This is a genomic window from Streptomyces sp. NPDC002206 (assembly GCF_053593595.1).
Genome location: NZ_JBSFCW010000023.1, coordinates 1 through 16,400 on the forward strand (window position 1 = coordinate 1; position 16,400 = coordinate 16,400).

12 protein-coding genes and 2 pseudogenes are annotated in these 16,400 nt (G+C 68.9%); 9 read left to right on the top strand and 5 right to left on the bottom strand.

Translation table 11 applies throughout. The annotated features are described in order from the left end of the window. Window positions 1-309 precede the first annotated feature (309 nt). Complete coding sequence (locus ACWCP8_RS29825) at window positions 310-1,905, top strand: FadD7 family fatty acid--CoA ligase (RefSeq protein WP_451119191.1); 1,596 nt, start codon at window positions 310-312, stop codon at window positions 1,903-1,905. A gap of 16 nt (window positions 1,906-1,921) precedes the next feature. On the opposite strand, the gene ACWCP8_RS29830 is transcribed toward ACWCP8_RS29825, so the two are convergent. Together ACWCP8_RS29830 and ACWCP8_RS29835 are read right to left on the bottom strand one after the other, a co-directional pair. After that, window positions 1,922-2,854, bottom strand: coding sequence for a LysR family transcriptional regulator (locus ACWCP8_RS29830; RefSeq protein WP_352272471.1), 933 nt, complete (start codon window positions 2,852-2,854; stop codon window positions 1,922-1,924). A gap of 394 nt (window positions 2,855-3,248) precedes the next feature. Then, window positions 3,249-4,262 carry a 2-dehydropantoate 2-reductase gene (locus ACWCP8_RS29835; protein WP_352272469.1) on the bottom strand — a complete coding sequence of 338 codons (1,014 nt, stop codon included), beginning with the start codon at window positions 4,260-4,262 and terminating at the stop codon, window positions 3,249-3,251. Between the two features lie 391 nt (window positions 4,263-4,653). Here ACWCP8_RS29835 and ACWCP8_RS29840 point away from each other — a divergent pair, with 391 nt between their 5' ends. The 4 genes from ACWCP8_RS29840 (at window position 4,654) to ACWCP8_RS29855 (ending at window position 9,841) form a co-directional block, all read left to right on the top strand. Next, window positions 4,654-6,195, top strand: coding sequence for a Re/Si-specific NAD(P)(+) transhydrogenase subunit alpha (locus ACWCP8_RS29840; RefSeq protein WP_451119194.1), 1,542 nt, complete (start codon window positions 4,654-4,656; stop codon window positions 6,193-6,195). A gap of 6 nt (window positions 6,196-6,201) precedes the next feature. Then, the gene (gene pntB / locus ACWCP8_RS29845) at window positions 6,202-7,674 is read left to right on the top strand and encodes a Re/Si-specific NAD(P)(+) transhydrogenase subunit beta (RefSeq protein WP_451119196.1); all 1,473 of its coding nucleotides are present in this window, start codon (window positions 6,202-6,204) and stop codon (window positions 7,672-7,674) included. A gap of 123 nt (window positions 7,675-7,797) precedes the next feature. Further along, window positions 7,798-8,787, top strand: a complete 990-nt coding sequence (gene moaA, locus ACWCP8_RS29850; protein WP_451119198.1) for a GTP 3',8-cyclase MoaA — start codon at window positions 7,798-7,800, stop codon at window positions 8,785-8,787. Window positions 8,788-9,145: 358 nt separating this feature from the next. Continuing rightward, window positions 9,146-9,841: a GntR family transcriptional regulator gene (locus tag ACWCP8_RS29855; RefSeq protein ID WP_352272462.1), complete on the top strand. Its 696-nt coding sequence runs from the start codon at window positions 9,146-9,148 to the stop codon at window positions 9,839-9,841. A gap of 208 nt (window positions 9,842-10,049) precedes the next feature. On the opposite strand, the gene ACWCP8_RS29860 is transcribed toward ACWCP8_RS29855, so the two are convergent. Beyond that, on the bottom strand, window positions 10,050-11,453 hold the full coding sequence (locus ACWCP8_RS29860; RefSeq protein WP_451119201.1) for an OFA family MFS transporter: 1,404 nt from the start codon (window positions 11,451-11,453) through the stop codon (window positions 10,050-10,052). Between the two features lie 328 nt (window positions 11,454-11,781). Here ACWCP8_RS29860 and ACWCP8_RS29865 point away from each other — a divergent pair, with 328 nt between their 5' ends. Beyond that, window positions 11,782-12,069: a transposase gene (locus tag ACWCP8_RS29865; RefSeq protein ID WP_451119203.1), complete on the top strand. Its 288-nt coding sequence runs from the start codon at window positions 11,782-11,784 to the stop codon at window positions 12,067-12,069. A gap of 73 nt (window positions 12,070-12,142) precedes the next feature. Then, a pseudogene (locus ACWCP8_RS29870) lies at window positions 12,143-12,839 on the top strand (ISAzo13 family transposase); the annotation flags it as partial. On the opposite strand, the pseudogene ACWCP8_RS29875 reads toward ACWCP8_RS29870, so the two are convergent. Next, a pseudogene (locus tag ACWCP8_RS29875) lies at window positions 12,749-13,482 on the bottom strand (molybdopterin-dependent oxidoreductase). The pseudogenes ACWCP8_RS29870 and ACWCP8_RS29875 overlap by 91 nt on opposite strands. Before the next feature lie 139 nt (window positions 13,483-13,621). Here ACWCP8_RS29875 and ACWCP8_RS29880 point away from each other — a divergent pair. Further along, window positions 13,622-14,836 carry an RNA-guided endonuclease InsQ/TnpB family protein gene (locus ACWCP8_RS29880; protein ID WP_451119205.1) on the top strand — a complete coding sequence of 405 codons (1,215 nt, stop codon included), beginning with the start codon at window positions 13,622-13,624 and terminating at the stop codon, window positions 14,834-14,836. A gap of 16 nt (window positions 14,837-14,852) precedes the next feature. Here the strand turns inward: ACWCP8_RS29880 and ACWCP8_RS29885 are convergent, their stop codons facing one another. Beyond that, on the bottom strand, window positions 14,853-15,596 hold the full coding sequence (locus ACWCP8_RS29885) for a 4Fe-4S binding protein (protein WP_451119207.1): 744 nt from the start codon (window positions 15,594-15,596) through the stop codon (window positions 14,853-14,855). A gap of 203 nt (window positions 15,597-15,799) precedes the next feature. On the opposite strand from ACWCP8_RS29885, the gene ACWCP8_RS29890 reads away from it, so the two are divergent. Continuing rightward, window positions 15,800-16,384: a GntR family transcriptional regulator gene (locus ACWCP8_RS29890; RefSeq protein WP_451119209.1), complete on the top strand. Its 585-nt coding sequence runs from the start codon at window positions 15,800-15,802 to the stop codon at window positions 16,382-16,384. The last annotated feature ends 16 nt before the right edge of the window (window positions 16,385-16,400 follow it).

Here is a 16,400-nt window from a genome sequence, read left to right on the forward strand (position 1 = left end):
CTCGGCCGGTACGTCGGCGTTCGCCGCTGTCTCCAGTGGTGAGGGGGCGGTCATGGTCCGAGGTCCTCCTTGGACAAAGTCATGCAGTGCGGCTTCTCATCTCACCTTCCGCAGCCCGTCTCCCCACGTCCAAGACCTATCGGCGACCAGCCGATAAACAGCATCTATCGAGGCACGCCACGGGGTCCGGGGCTCCGTTGATAGACCTCCGCTATCGGCTGTTCACCAGTGCGTATTGGACGGACACTTCACACCCCGCCCAGTCTCGCTGGGGACGGCTCAACATCCCTGGCGCGAGGAGGTGCGGTCATGGCCGTTCCGGCCACTGCATCCGTGCGCGACCCCGACCGGTACCGGCCGCCAGCGATCACGGGCCTCACCGATCTCCTCGACCGGCAGGTGCGCGACCGTCCGCACGCTCGCGCGCTCATCGTCACCGGCGACCGTATGGAGCTCTCCTACGGCGCCCTCGACCACCTGGCCGACGGCATGGCCGCGCGCCTCGCCGGCACGGGGCTGCGCCGGGGGGACGCGGTCGGCCTCGTCTGCGCCAACACTGCGGAGTTCGTCGTGGCGCTCCTGGGCGGGGCGCGGGCCGGGCTGGTGGTCGCCCCGGTGGACCCGGCTCTCCCCGAGTCGCAGATGTCTGCCCGGCTGGAGGCGCTGGGGGTACGGGCCATCCTGCTCGGTCCGCCGGCGGGCGGCGCCGCGCCGCCGGCCGTCTGGGCCCGTGTCCCCGCCTGGACCCTGCGCGTGGACGTCTCCCGCGCCGGGACGGCCACGGCCGCGCTGGAGACCGGCGCCGGTGCGGTGCCCCGCGTACAGGGCGCGGCGGACGAGCTGTCGGGCCACGACGCCCTGGTGCTGTTCACCGCGGGGACCACCGACCGGGCCAAGATGGTCCCACTGACGCACGCCAACGTGGCCGCCTCCGTACGGGGCATCTGCGCCACGTACGAGCTGGGGCCGGGCGACGCGACGGTCGCGGCGATGCCGCTCTTCCACGGGCACGGGCTGTTCGCCGCGCTGCTGTCCACCCTGGCGAGCGGAGGCTGCGTGCTGCTGCCGGAGCGGGGACGGTTCTCGGCGCACACCTTCTGGGACGACATGCGGGTCGCGGGCGCCACGTGGTTCACCGCGGTCCCGACCATCCACGAGATCCTCCTGGAGCGGTCGGCGAAGGACTTCACGGACCCGCGCGTCCCGTCGCTGCGGTTCGTGCGCAGTTGCAGCGCCCCCCTCAACACGGCCACCCAGCGGGCGCTGGAGCGCACGCTCGGCGCACCCCTGCTGTCGGCGTACGGCATGACGGAGGCCGCGCATCAGGCGACCAGTGAGCCGCTGCCGCACCACGGGCCGCTGAAGCACGGTTCGGTCGGCCGGGCGACTGGGGTGGACCTCCGTGTCCTGGACCAGGACGGGCGGCCGTGCCCAGCTGGCGCCGAGGGCGAGGTGTGGGTGCAGGGCCCCACGGTGGCGCGCGGCTATCTCGGCAACCCGGCCGAGACGGCGCACAGTTTCGCCGACGGCTGGTTCCGCACCGGCGACCTGGGCTCACTGGACGAGGACGGCTACCTGTTCCTCACCGGGCGCATCAAGAACCTCATCAACCGAGGAGGCGAGAAGATCTCGCCGGAGCACGTCGAGGACATCCTCGCCGGATGCCCGGGGGTCGCCGAGGCCGCCGTGTTCGCCGTACCCGACGCGACGTACGGGCAACGGGTCGCCGCCGCCGTGGTCCTGTCCGGGGGCGAGGGGACCGGGGCCGAGGAGATCCTGCGGTACTGCCGCGGCCGCCTGGCCCCCTTCGAGGTCCCCGACCGGATTCGGATCGTCGCCTCGCTCCCGCACACGGCCAAGGGAGGGCTGGACCGGGCGGCGGTGGACGCCCTGTACGCGCACTGACCCCGCGGGTCCGGTCTCACCTGACGCGGTGCTCGGCCGTCAGCGGCTCGTCGAAGAACTCGTCCAGCGACAAGCCCGCTGCCGCGTTCATGAACGCCCGGGCCGCGACCGAGCCGGGGGTCGCGGCGTGGATCGCCACCGACACCTGCGCTCTGGCGTCCGGCTCGACCAGGCGCACGGCCCGCATCCGCCCGATCATCGGCATGGCCTGCAGCCACGTGTGCGGCAGGATGCTCGCAGCCGCGCCGGCGCCCACGCTGGCATAGAGGGCGGCCACCGAGTCCGTCTCCACCTGCGGGGTCACCGTGACCCCGCTCTCGGCGAACGCGCTGTCGATGACCTGGCGAATCCTCATGTCGGGCGTCAGCAGCGCGAGCGGCAGCGTAGCCGCGTCCGCCCACCTCATGGTGTCGGTCTGCGGCAGGAGCTGGTCGCTGGACGCGAGGAGCATGTACCTCTCCTCGTACAGCGGCATCACCTGCAGGCTCTCCCGGTCGTGCGGGGCGAAGTGCGCAATCGCGGCGTCCAGCTCGAACGCGAGCAGCTGGCGGTGCAGCTCCGTCGTCGACAACCGGGAGCGGACCTGCACTTTGGCCAGCGGGTGGGCCGCGCAGAACGCGGCGACGGGGAGGACCAGGGTGGTGGACGCGGTGGGTTCGGTGCCCAGCCGCAGTGTGCCCGTGATGCCCGACTGGACGGCGGCCACCTCGGCCTTGAACGCCTCCTGCTCGGCGAGGATCCGCTTGGCCCAGACCACGAGCCGCTCGCCCTCCGGGGTGAGACCCTGGTAGTTGTGCCCGCGGTTGATCAGCGTGACGTTCAGCTCCCGCTCGAGCTTGGCGATCGCCGCCGAGAGCGCGGGCTGCGACACGTAACAGGACTCCGCCGCCCGGGCGAAGTGCCGCTCCCTGGCCACCGCCACGAAGTACTCCAGCTGGCGGAACAGCACGAACGACTCCTCTCTGCCTGGGGCCGCGGCTGCGCCAGCACTTCCTGCTGGAGTCGCAAGGCCGTCGGTGTCGGCTGGTCAACGCCCCGCAAGTGAAGAACGTCCCCGGGCGGCCGACGACGGACAAGCTGGTTGCGGTGTGACCAGCCAAGCTTACCGAGAGCAGCATCGCGGCCCTGACTCGTGCCCGCGAAGCCGGTGCGGCGGCTGCGGGACGTCACCCCGTACGGGTGCCAATGGCGGTGGAGACAGCCTCGGGGCGCCGGGTCGCCCCGATCCGGCCTCTGGCCCCGACGCAGTCGCGACGGGGCCAGAGACCGCACCATCTCAGCGATCGTCCGGACAGCGGACCGGCGATCTGTCGGTATTCCCGGTGCATACGCGACATCCCGCTTTAGGCGAGCACTGCCTTCTGCACGGCGCCGCCGTTCCCCGAACCTGCCGTAGAGCGTCGCGCCAGCAGGTCGGTGGCAGCGTGGACCGCACGCAACATGGGCGCTTCAGCGCCGGAGATGTCAGCCATCTCCACCACCGCTGTCACGATGGCGTCGAGTTCCAACTGCTTGCCGGCCTCCAGGTCCTGAAGCATCGAGGTCTTGTGGTGTCCCACTCCCTCCGCACCCCGCAGCCGCTTCTCGATCGAGATGTCCGGAGTGCTGCCGACCCTGGCCGCGATGTCGAGGGTCTCCTCCATGAGTTGGGCGACCAGCCGCCGGGTGGGCGGGTGCCGGCAGATTTCGACCATCGTCGCCCTGGTGAGGGCGCTGATCGGATTGAATGCGACGTTGCCCATCAGCTTGATCCAGATGTCGTCGCGCAGATTCGGCTCCACCGGGCACTTCAACCCGCCTGCGATCATGGCCTCGCTCAAGGCCGTGCACCGGTCGGAGGTTCCGCCCGCCGGCTCACCGATGGAGAACCGGGTGCCCTCCAGATGCCGGATGACACCGGGGGCTTCGATGACCGTTGCGGGGTAGACCACACAGCCGATCGCCCGTTCCGGTGGCAGCACCTTGCTGGTGGCGCCACCCGGGTCGACCGCCTCGATCTGCCGCCCCCCATAGGGACCGGCCAGTTTGTGGAAGTACCACCATGGAATGCCGTTCTGGCCGGCCACCACCGCGGTCCGGTCACCGAACAGCGGGGCGACCAGCGATCCGGAGGACGAGTAGGCATGTGCCTTCAGTCCCAGGAACACATAGTCCACGGGACCAATCTGGCTCGGGTCGTCCGTGGCGTTCGGTCGCGCCACGAAGTCGCCGCGCGGACTGTTCACCCGGACCCCATGAGCACGTATCGCACGCAGATGCTCACCTCGGGCGATCAGGTGGACGTCAGCGCCACCACGGTGCAGTGCCGCTCCGACGTAGGCGCCGATCGCACCGGCTCCGAGGACTGCAATTTTCACAGCGGCTCCTCTCGATTCTGAGGGGGGTGAATACTGTATGCATAATGTATACTGTATGCAGTGCTCTCGCAGAAGGATGCACGCTCGGGGTAGTGGGCTCACCCCAGACCGATGTCGACCCGAGCCGGCTCCAACGCCTCACGAAGGTAGCCGAACCGATCATGCATACACATGCCGTCGAGCATCCTCGCCCGCTTCGCCGTACATGCCGTGCCGGTGCTGACCGGGCATCGTAACCAGTACGCAGTCAGGAGGCATGCGCCGCTGAGCACGTCCGCCGGCAGGTGAAGGCCCAGGTCGCAACGGGTGGCCGGGGCAGTCGCATTGCGGGCAACGACTCGGCCGGCAACGCCGCCGTGATGCCAGTCGGAAAAGACGGAAAAGGAGAGCAATGCCGGATTCACCACCACAGCAGATCGGTGTCGTCACTGAGTCCACCTCCGGGGAGACCCGGGTGGCGGCCACACCGGACAGTGTCCGCCGGCTCCTGGGACTTGGCTACGAGGTCATCGTGGAATCGGAGGCCGGAACGGCCTCGGGGTTCTCCGACGAGGCCTACGCCGAGGCGGGCGCACGGATCGGCGACGCCTGGCAGGCGGATGTCGTCCTGAAGGTCAACGCGCCCTCGCACGAGGAGATAGAGAAGCTGCGTGACGGGGCGACCCTGGTGGGGCTGATCGCCCCCGCGTTGAACTCCGACCTGTTGGACGAGCTCGCGCGGCGGCCGATCACCGTCCTGTCGATGGACGCCGTGCCCCGCATCTCCCGGGCCCAGTCGATGGACGTGCTCAGCTCGATGGCCAACATCGCCGGGTACCGGGCGGTGATCGAGGCGGCGCACGTCTTCGGACGGTTCTTCACCGGCCAGGTCACCGCAGCAGGCAAGGTGCCGCCCGCCAAGGTCCTGGTGGCCGGTGCAGGTGTAGCCGGTCTCGCGGCGATCGGCGCGGCCGGCAGCCTGGGCGCGGTAGTGCGGGCCACCGATCCACGGGCCGAGGTCGCCGACCAGGTCCGCTCGCTGGGCGGTGAGTTCCTCGCCGTCGAGGTGGAGCAGGAATCCGGCACCGACGGGTACGCCAAGGCGACGTCCGAGGCGTACGACCGGCGCGCCGCGGAGATATACAGCGAGCAGGCCGCGGACGTCGACATCATCATCACCACCGCGCTGATCCCCGGCCGCCCGGCACCCCGGCTGATCACGGCGGCGGACGTGGCGTCCATGAAGCCCGGCAGCGTCATCGTGGACATGGCCGCAGCGCAGGGCGGCAATGCGGAGGGCACGGTCACCGGGAAGGCGATCGTCACCGACAACGACGTGACGATCATCGGCTACACCGACCTCCCCAGCAGGCTGCCCGCCCAGGCATCGCAGCTGTACGGGACCAACCTCGTCAACCTGCTGAAGCTGCTCACGCCCGCCAAGGACGGGCAGTTGACGCTGGACTTCGATGACATCGTGCAGCGGTCCGTGACAGTGGTGCGGGACGGCGAGAAGACCTGGCCGCCGCCGCCCGTCCAGGTGTCGGCCGCGCCCGTGCAGCCGGCTGCCACGCCGACCACGGCTCCGCAGGCGAAGGAGCCCCGCCTCTCGCCGGCCGCCCGCTACGGTCTCATCGGCCTCGGCGTGATCGCGATGTTCCTCCTCATCGCCTTCTCCCCCGCCCAACTCGCCGGGAACTTCACGGTGTTCGCGCTGGCCGTGGTCATCGGCTACTACGTGATCGGGAAGGTCCATCACGCCCTGCACACCCCGCTGATGTCGGTTACCAACGCGATCTCCGGGATCGTGGTGGTCGGTGCGCTGCTGCAGATCGGCCACGACTCGGTGGCCGTCAGCGTGCTGTCGTTCGCGGCGATCATGCTGACCACCGTGAACATCTTCGGAGGATTCGCCGTCACCCACCGCATGCTCGGCATGTTCTCGAAAGGCTGAGGATCGATGAACACAACCACGGCCACCCAGGCCGCCGATCTCGTCGCCGCGCTGTTGTTCATCTTCAGCCTGGCCGGGCTCTCCCAGCACCGCACCGCCCGCGTCGGGGTGGCGTACGGCATCGGAGGCATGGCGCTGGCGCTCGTCGCCACCGTCATCGTCGCCGGGCGGGACATCTCGGCCGGCGCCGTCACGCTGATCGTCGTCGCCACGGTGATCGGCGGCGCCGTGGGCCTGTGGCGGGCCCGCGAGGTGGAGATGACCCAGATGCCGGAGCTCATCGCCGTCCTGCACAGCCTCGTCGGGCTGGCCGCGGTGCTGATCGGCTGGAACAGCTACTACGAGGTCGAGGCGTACGGCTCCACGCAGACCCGGATAGCCCACGACCTGCTGCGGATCCACCACGCCGAGGTGTTCATCGGCATCTTCATCGGCGCGGTCACCTTCACCGGTTCGATCATCGCCTTCCTGAAGTTGTCGGCGCGGATCAAGTCCAGGCCGCTGACGCTGCCGGGCAAGAACGCCCTCAACCTCGGTGCGCTGGCCGCCTTCGTGGCTCTGACGATCTGGTTCGCGGTGAGCCCGAGCCTCGGCCTGATGATCGCCGTCACCGTCCTGGCGCTCGCTCTGGGCTGGCACCTCGTCGCCTCCATCGGCGGTGGTGACATGCCCGTCGTGGTCTCGATGCTCAACAGCTACTCGGGGTGGGCGGCAGCGGCGGCGGGCTTCCTGCTGAACAACAACCTGCTCATCGTCACCGGCGCGCTGGTCGGCTCCTCCGGCGCGTATCTGTCGTACATCATGTGCAAGGCGATGAACCGGTCCTTCATCTCGGTGATCGCGGGCGGATTCGGCGTCAAGGCGGTGACAGGCGGCGACACCGAGCAGGGCGACCACCGCGAGACCAGCGCCGAGGAGACCGCGGAGCTGCTGGAGAGCGCCACGTCGGTGATCATCACCCCGGGGTACGGCATGGCGGTGGCCCAGGCACAGCACCCGGTGGCCGAACTGACCCAGGTCCTGCGCGAGCGCGGGGTGGAGGTGCGGTTCGGCGTGCACCCGGTGGCCGGACGGCTTCCGGGACACATGAACGTGCTGCTGGCCGAAGCCAAGGTGCCCTACGACGTCGTACTGGAGATGGACGAGATCAACGACGACTTCGGCGACACCACGGTGGTGCTGGTCATCGGTGCCAACGACACGGTCAACCCGGCGGCGACCGAGGACCCGTCCAGCCCCATCGCCGGCATGCCGGTGCTGCGGGTCTGGGAGGCCGAGAACGTCATCGTCTTCAAGCGGTCCATGGCCTCGGGCTACGCGGGCGTGCAGAACCCGCTGTTCTTCCGCGAGAACAGCCGCATGCTCTTCGGTGACGCCAAGCAGAGCGTGGAGGACATCCTGCGCGCGCTGACCTCAGCGGACTCCGGGTCCGCGGCGCCGCGGTCGGGCCCCCGTACAGCCCAGCCCACGCCCGCCTGACGCGCCTGACGCGCCTGACGCAAGCTTCGTGGATGTCGTCGCGGCTGACTGGGCAGTGGGGCGGGGAAGCCGCGGCATACCCGTCCCACCACCACGACGTCGCCCCAAGGGAAAGACAGAACCGTGTTGATAGATACCTATGGTCGGATCGCCACCGATCTGCGGGTTTCGCTGACCGACCGATGCAATCTGCGGTGCACCTATTGCATGCCGGAAGAGGGCTTGCAGTGGCTGGCCAAGCCCGAACTGCTCACCGATGACGAGATCGTGCGACTGGTCTCGATCGCGGCGACGGATCTGGGCGTCACCGAGGTGCGCTTCACCGGCGGCGAGCCGTTGCTCCGCCCGGGCCTGGTCGGCATCGTCGAGCGCTGCGCCGCCCTCAACCCGCGTCCCAAGCTCTCCCTGACCACCAACGGTATCGGCCTGGCCCGCACCGCCAAAGCTCTGCGCACCGCCGGGCTGGACCGGGTCAACGTCTCCCTCGACACCCTGCGTCCCGAGGTCTTCCACACCCTCACCCGCCGCAACCGGCACCACGACGTCATCGACGGCCTGACCGCAGCCCACGAGGCCGGCCTCACCCCAGTCAAGGTCAATTCGGTACTCATGCGCGACATCAACGACGACGAGGCCTGCGACCTGCTCGGCTGGGCCCTTCAGCACAACTACGAACTGCGCTTCATCGAACAGATGCCGCTGGACGCCCAGCACGGCTGGCAGCGCAAGGATATGGTCACCGCCGCCGAGATCCTCGAGAAACTTTCCGCCCGCTTCACCCTCACCCCTGAGGTGTCCTCCATACGCGGCTCCGCGCCCGCCGAGCGCTGGCTGGTCGACGGCGGACCCGCCCGGGTCGGGTTGATCGCCTCGGTCACCCGGCCGTTCTGCCGCGCCTGCGACCGCACCCGACTCACCGCCGACGGGCAGGTCCGCAACTGCCTGTTCGCCCGCGAGGAATCCGACCTGCGCACGGCCCTACGCTCCGGTGCGCCCGACCAAGACATCGCCGAACGGTGGCGCGCCACGATGTGGGGCAAGAACGCCGGCTCCGGGCTCGACGCCCCGACCTTCCTTCAGCCCCAGCGCCCGATGTCCGCCATCGGCGGCTGACGACCCGGTTTGCCCGATTGCCTCTCGCCTGCGACGCGAGCCACGGCGCCGCGCGCCCCGGGCTGATCCAGCCGACCCGGCCATCCACCGCATGCAGCGCCGGGAGCCGCAGGCCGCGGCGGCCCCGGGGGCGTAGTGGTCCGGCGGCGCGGCCGGGGCCGTGGCACCGGTGAAGTCGCAGGTCCATGCGTGCCCCGGTCGTCGGTGGGACTGCCGGTGGTGATCGGGCGTCATCCCGTGCGGCGATCGTTGCCGTCTTTCCGGACTCCGACTCCATGGTCTTGGCCTTGCAGTAGATTGCATACTAAAATCTTCGTCCTGACTCCGTTGGGCAACCGCATTCCGAATGAGGGGGCCCATGCGCGACACACGCACCGCGGCAGCCACCGTCCGGGTCACCCGGCCGGCCCCACTGCGCCAGGCCGTCTACGAGGGCCTGATCGAACTGATCATCAACGGCTCCCTCAAACCCGGCCAGCACCTGGTCGAGGCAGAGCTCGCCGAACACCTCGGCGTCAGCCGCCAGCCGGTACGCGAAGCCCTGCAGCGACTGCAGGCCGACGGATGGGTCGACCTGCGCCCCGCACAGGGCGCCTTCGTCCACGCCCCCACGCAGGAAGAGGCCGCGCAACTCCTCAGCGTCCGTGCCGTACTGGAGACGCACTCCGCGCGCGGCGCCGCGCTGCACGCCACCGAGGCGGACGTGGCCCGGCTGTGGGAGCTGCAGGAAGCCGGGATCGCCGCCCTGGCGGCGGACGACGCACGGGGCATCGTCGAGGCCAACGCCGCGCTGCACGGCTTCATCACCGAACTGTCCCGCAACAAGGTCCTCGCCGAGCTGATCCCCCAGGTCGACCGGCGGGTGCGCTGGTACTACACGCCCAGCGCCCGGCCCCGCGGCAAGGACGCCTGGAACGAGCACGCCACCATCATCAACGCCATCGCCGAGGGCGACGCGGACTTTTCCGAGGAACTGATGCGCCGCCACACCCAGCAAACCACCGACTTCTACTGCCGGCAGATCGCCGCCGCCATCGACGCCCGGCGTACCTGAGGCCCGCCGCCACGACGCCGGACGGTCCGGGTGCAAGCGCACCCGGACCGTCGTAGGGCGGGGCCGGGCGGAGCAGGGAGCGCACCCCACCGGCCGGCCCCGCTGCCGTGACGCGAGCACCCGGTGCGGAACTACCGCTGTCCCGGGCCGGGCTCCTTTGCCCGCGCACGATTGATGGGGCCCGTCCCAGGGCCCCGGTCTCGGACCCTCAGCCGGACACCTCGGCCAGGGCCGTGCCGCGGCCGGCCGGCCCTTCTCCGCTCCGGCGGGGCGCATCGGGTTGCCGCAGGAACAGGGTGATCACCGCGGAGAGGAATGCGATGCCGCCGGCCAGGTAATACGCGCCGGAGTAACCCCAGGCGGTGACCACCGAGGCAGCCAGACCACCGCCGCCCACACCGCCGATCAGCTTGGCGCTGTAGACCGCCCCGTAGTTCTGCGCGTTGTTGTTCTCACCGAAGTAGTCCGGCGTCATCGAGGCGAACAGCGGGTAGAAGGCGCCACCGCCGAAGCCGTTGATGAACGCGAAGAGCAGGAAGAGGGGTTCGTTGTGCGCCTGGCCCGACCACAGGACACCGAACTGCGCCACGCCCGCCACCACCAGCACCAGCGTCAGCGTCGTCCGGCGGCCCAGGTAGTCGGACAGCCAGCCCACGGCCGCCCGGCCGACGCCGTTGACCACGGCGAGCACGCCCGCCGAGGAGGCGGCCACCAGCGGGCCGAAGCCCAGGCTCTTGGCGAACGGCACCTGGAAGTTGATGCCGAAGAGCGAAACGCCGCCGATCAGCACCAAGGCGAACCACATCAGCGGCAGCTGCCCGGTCTTGACCGCCTCCTTCGTGGTGAACTGGGCCTTGGCCGGCGGGTTCTTGGCCAGACGCCTGGCGACCCGCTTCGCGTCCTCGGTCGTGCCCCGGTTCAGCGGGTCCACGTCCGCCGGCCACCAGCTCTTCGGCGGGTCCCTGAAGAACCACCCGCAGTAGGCCACGATGAGCACCATGCCCAGCGCGATCAGGTCGAGGATCAACTTGTAGTTGCTCGGGTGGAACCAGTAGTTGAAGACGAAGATGAGCGGAAGGGTTCCGTAGGCGAAGCCGCCGTTGACGAACCCGGTGCGGCCGCCCTTGTTGTCCGGGTACCACTTGCCGACCGTGTTGATACAGGTCGCGTACACGAGACCGGCGCCGATCCCACCCAGCACCGAGTAGCCGAGCATCACGATGTAGGGGTTGCCGAGGTGCGAGAGTGACACGATGCCCAGGCCCGAGAGGACGGCACCGGTGAGCATGGCCCTCCTGGGCGACAAGACTCCCGTCTCCCGCAGGCGCCCCGCGGGGAAGGCCACGCCTGCCTGGAAGACCGCCCAGAGACCGGCGATCCAGAAGGTCTGCGTGAGCGTCCACCCGTGGGCGTTCCTAAGCACCTCCTCAGCGGAGCTGTAGCCGTACTCGTAGACGCTGACACCCATCATCGCGATCCATGGGAGCCAGACCATCCATTTCCGGGGCCTCCCGAGGATGGACCGGTCGGTCTCCCCGACCCGGTATACGCGGCCGTTCACGTCGGTGACTTCCCGGTAGGGATCGGGAGCCACACGGGGTATTGCTGACATCTTTGTCTTCCCTTGCGTGAAAAGAGTGTGGCGTGCGCTCCCTGTGCCTTCCTCTTCATGCGGTGGGGGTGGTGCGCGGCTGGGGTCCGGGGCGGCATCCCGGACTGTGACAGCTCCTGTACTCAGTCCTTCACTACAGATTGCATACGGTATGGAATGACGGAAGTAGGTGTCCAGGGTGTGTCAGGAAGATTGACTAGCGCATTACCCGGCGCAGCAGGCCCTACGTCCGGGCGGCGGCGGTGCGGAGGCCGTATACGGGCGTTACCCCTTGATCGTGGACACTCTGATCATGGGATCGTGAGGATCCGAAGAACAGGAGTTCCCGTTGGGGACGTCGAAGTACTCGCCTGAGTTCCGGGCGGACGCCGTCGCGCTGCACCACGCCAGTCCGGGTGGGACGTATGCATCGGTGGCCAAGGGCCTGGATATCAACCACGAGACGCTCCGCACATGGGTGCGGGATACCGAGCAGGCGGCCCGGCCCGGGGCGGGCGAGGCCACCGCGATGGAGAAGGAGAACCGGCAGCTGCGGGCGCGGGTGAAAGAACTCGAGTTCGAGCGGGAGATCCTGCAGAGGGCCGCGAAGTATTTCGCGAAGGAGACCAGCTGGTGAGGAGCCGTCAGTAAATTACTGACGGTTTCGGTGCGGCTGCTGTACGTGCCGTGATACGTGGTCTGTTGTGGGGATTTCTGAGGAAGACCTGGCGGTCCTGGACGTGAAGTTCGCGGCGTTGTTGCCGCATCTGGATGAGCAGCAGCGTCGTTTGTATCTGGCGTCGGAGGCCGAGGCGCTGGGACACGGCGGGATCGTGGCGGTGGCCCGGCTGGCGGAGGTCTCGGAGTCGACCGTCGCGCGGGGATGCGTCGAACTTACCGGCGGGACGGAGTCGTTGGGCCGGGTGCGCCGGCCAGGCGGTGGCCGCAGGTCGGCTGCTCAGCGGGACTCTGGTCTGCGGCCGGCGCTCGAGGCGTTGATCGAGCCGCGGGAGGTGGGTGATCCGGTGTCTCCGTTGCGCTGGACGACGGCGTCGTTGCGGGACTTGTCCCGAGAGCTGAGCGATGCGGGGCATCCGGTCAGTGCTCCGGTGGTCGGCGGGCTGCTGCGGGAGATGGGGGTTCAGTCTGCAGGGCATGGCCAAGACCCGGGCCGGCTCGCAGTCCCCGGACCGTGACGCCCAGTTCCGGCATATCAACGCGGCCGCCGAACTCCTTCTGGCCCGCGGCCTGCCCGTGGTGAGCGTGGACGCGAAGCAGAAGGAAGCGATCGGCGAGTTCGCCCGTCCCGGCCGCACCTACCGTCCCAAGGGCGATCCGATCACCGCTCCGGACCATGATTTCACTGGGCCGGACACCCCGATCGCCATCCCTATGACCATCGTCGAACCCTGGTTGTGCTCGGTGACACCGAGGCCGTAGTAGATGGCCCCGTTGGGTGCCTCCGCGTACAGCCGGGCGGCGGCCCGCAGTTCCTCGGCCGGCACGACGGTGATCGGGTCGACCACCTCCGGGCTGTTCTCCGGACGGGCGATGAACTCCGCCCACTCGTCGAACCCTTCGCACCGCTGGTCCACGAAGGACCGGTCGACCAGTCCCTCGGTGACGACCACGTGCGCCATGGCGTTGACCACGGCGACGTTCGTGCTCGGCCGGAGCTGGAGGTGGTGCTGCGCCTCGATGTGCGGCGAGCGCACCAGGTCGATGCAGCGCGGGTCGACCACGATGAGCTTGGCGCGCTCGCGCAGCCGGCGCTTCATCCGCACGCGAACACGGGGTGCCCGTGCGTGGGATTCGCCCCGATCACCATGATCACATCAGCCTCGGCCACCGAACGGAAGTCCCGGGTGCCCGCCGACTCACCAAAGGTCTGCTTCGGCCCATATCTCGTCGGGGAGTGGCAGACCCGGGCGCAGGTGTCGATGTTGTTGTTGCCGAAGGCAGCGCGCACCATCTTCTGTACGACGTAGACCTCTTCGTTGGTGCACCGCGACGAGGAGATGGCGCCGATCGAGCTCGATCCATCCCTGATCTTCGCGGGGAATCCCGGCCTTCAGGCCGGGCGGGAATGCGATCCCTGGCCCGGAGGCGCGGAGCGCCGGAGTTCTCTGCGTTGTCAGTGGCGCCAGCTATGTTGACCGGACTGACCCAAAAAATGGGGGGTGGGCTGGATGATTCGTGCGTACAAGTTCCTGATGCGGCCCACCACGGGCCAGCAGATCGCGCTTGGCGAGATGCTGCGGGATCACTGCTCGCTCTACAACGGGGCGTTACAGGAACGACGGGATGCCTACCGACATGTATCGAGGACCACCGTCCGGTACGGGATGCAGTCCGGGCAGTTGAAGGACATCAGGGCGTTCGATCCTGAGCGTCAGGGGCGCTGGTCGTTCTCCTCGCAGCAGGCCACTTTGCGCCGGCTGGACAAAGCGTTCGCCGCGTTCTTCCGCCGGATCAAGTCCGGTCAGACGCCCGGCTATCCGCGCTTTCGTTCGGTGAGCTGGTTCGACACGGTGGAGTTCCCGAAGGACGGGGACGGGGTCCGGTGGGACTCCACCGCGCACGACCCTGTCACCCGCGTGCGGCTGCAAGGAGTCGGGCATGTCAAGGTCAACCAGCACCGTGCGGTGGTCGGCAGGGTCAAGACCGTCTCCCTCAAGCGTGAGGGCCGCAAGTGGTTCGTCGTGCTGACCGCCGAACAGGAGCAGCCCGAACCGCTCCCGACGACCGGCAGCGTGGTCGGTATCGACCTGGGCATAGCCAACTTCCTTGCCGACTCGGGCGGCGAGTTCGTCTCCAACCCGCGCCACGGCCACCGCGCTGCTGCGAAACTCGAAGCCGCACAGCAGGCCCTGTCCAGGTTCCCGCGCCGCAAGGCCAAGGACCGCACCAGGAACCACCAGCGCGCAGTGGACCAGGTCGCCCATTTGCACGGCAAGGTCCGCCGCCAGCGGCTCGACCACGCGCACAAGACCGCGCTCGACCTGGTCCGGGCCCACGATGTCATCGCGCACGAAGACCTCGAGATCCGCAACATGAGCAGGGCCCCCGCACCGAAGCCCGACCCCGAGCAGCCGGGCGCATTCCTGCCCAATGGGGCAGCAGCGAAGGCCGGACTCAACCGCAGCATTGCCGACGCCGGATGGGGGGTGTTCCTGACGATCCTGTACGCCAAGGCTGAAAGCGCCGGACGGGAAGTGATCGCCGTGGACCCCCGCAACACCTCCCGGACCTGCCCCGAATGCGGGCACATCTCCAAGGAGAACCGGCCCACACAGGAAACCTTCCTCTGCCAGTCGTGCGGACACACGGCGCACGCCGACACAGTGGGAGCACTCAATGTTCTACGGGCCGGGCTGGTCCGTCGCAACGCCCACACGGCATAGCGAGAAACCCCGTCCTTCAGGGCGGGGAGGAGCCACAGCGGTCCTGAAGCTCCCGCATCCGCCGCGCGACCGTGCCGATCGCCTCGTCCCACTCGACCTCGCGCCACGGATCGGTGATCCTGTCGCGGACCATGGGCTTGAGCACGCGGTCGGGGTGCGTGGCATAGCCGAAGGCGAAGCGGCCCTTCACACAGGAGTGGCCCTCGTTCGCTCCACCGTCCTTGTACGGCACCATCCGCACCAGCTCGTCGCCGCGCAGCTCGGCCTTGAAGGAGCAGCCGACACCGCAGTTCGCGCAGGTGGTGACCACCGACCGGGTCGGCATGCCGAGTTCGACCACCGACTTCTCCTGGAGCGTCGACGTCGGGCAGGCCTGTACGCAGGCCCCGCAGGAGACGCACTCCGAATCCATAAAGGTCTCGCCGGCGCCCGCCGAGACCTTGGACTCGAAGCCGCGCTCCTCGATGGTCAGCCCGAACGTGCCCTGCACCTCGCCGCAGGCCTGCACATAGCGGGAGCAGGCGATGCACTTGGACGGGTCGAAGTCGAAGTACGGGTTGAACGTGTCCTTCTCGGCATCGAGGTGGTTATCGCCCTCGTAGCCGTACCGGACCTGCCGCAGCCCGACCACGCCGGCCATGTCCTGCAACTCGCACTCACCGTTGGCCGGGCAGGTGAGACAGTCCAGCGGATGGTCGGAGATGTACAGCTCCATGACGCCCTGGCGGAGCTTCTCCACCTTGGGCGTCTGCGTACTCACCCGCATCCCGTCCGCCACCGGCGTGGTGCAGGACGCCGGGGTGCCCCGCCGGCCGTCGGGTGAGGCTCGGGCGCATCCCCGCAGCACACGCCATATTGCATACGAAAACTTGTATAATGCCTCCCGCCTTCGCGGCAACCTTCTCGGTGGCCACCACTGGCACAGCCGTCGGCCCCACAGGTTCGGCGGCAGATCGGGGAAGCATGCGCGAGGCTCTGACGGCCGCGGCGTCCCGCCGCGTCGCCCGCCCGGCACCGCTTCGCCAGGCCGGCTACGACGCCCTGACCGAACTGATCAACAACGGCTCCCTCGAGCCCGGGCAGCACCTGGTCGAGGCCGAGCTCGCCGAACACCTCGGCGTCAGCCGCCAACCGGTGCGCGAGGCCTTGCAGCGGCTCCAGACCAACGGCTGGGTCGACCTGCGCCCCTCCCAGGGCGCCTTCGTACACTCCCCCACCCAAGAAGAAGCCGCCCACCTTCTCAACGTCCGCTCGGTGTTGGAGACCTATTCGGCCCAGCTCGCCGCTCAGAACGCAGAGCCCGAGACCTCCGTGGCCGGCAATGACGTGCTGACCGAGCTGATCTCGCTGGTGGGCCAGAAGGTGCGCTGGTACTACACGCCCATGGCCCAGCCCCGCGGCTCGGAGGCGTGGAACGAACACACCCAGCTCATCAAGGCCATCGCCAAGGGCAATGCGGACCGCGCGAGCGAGATCATGCGCAAGCACACCGAACGCACCACCGACTTCTACCGCAAGCAGATCGCGGCCGGAGCGGGCCAGGACTGACCCGACGGGACCCCGA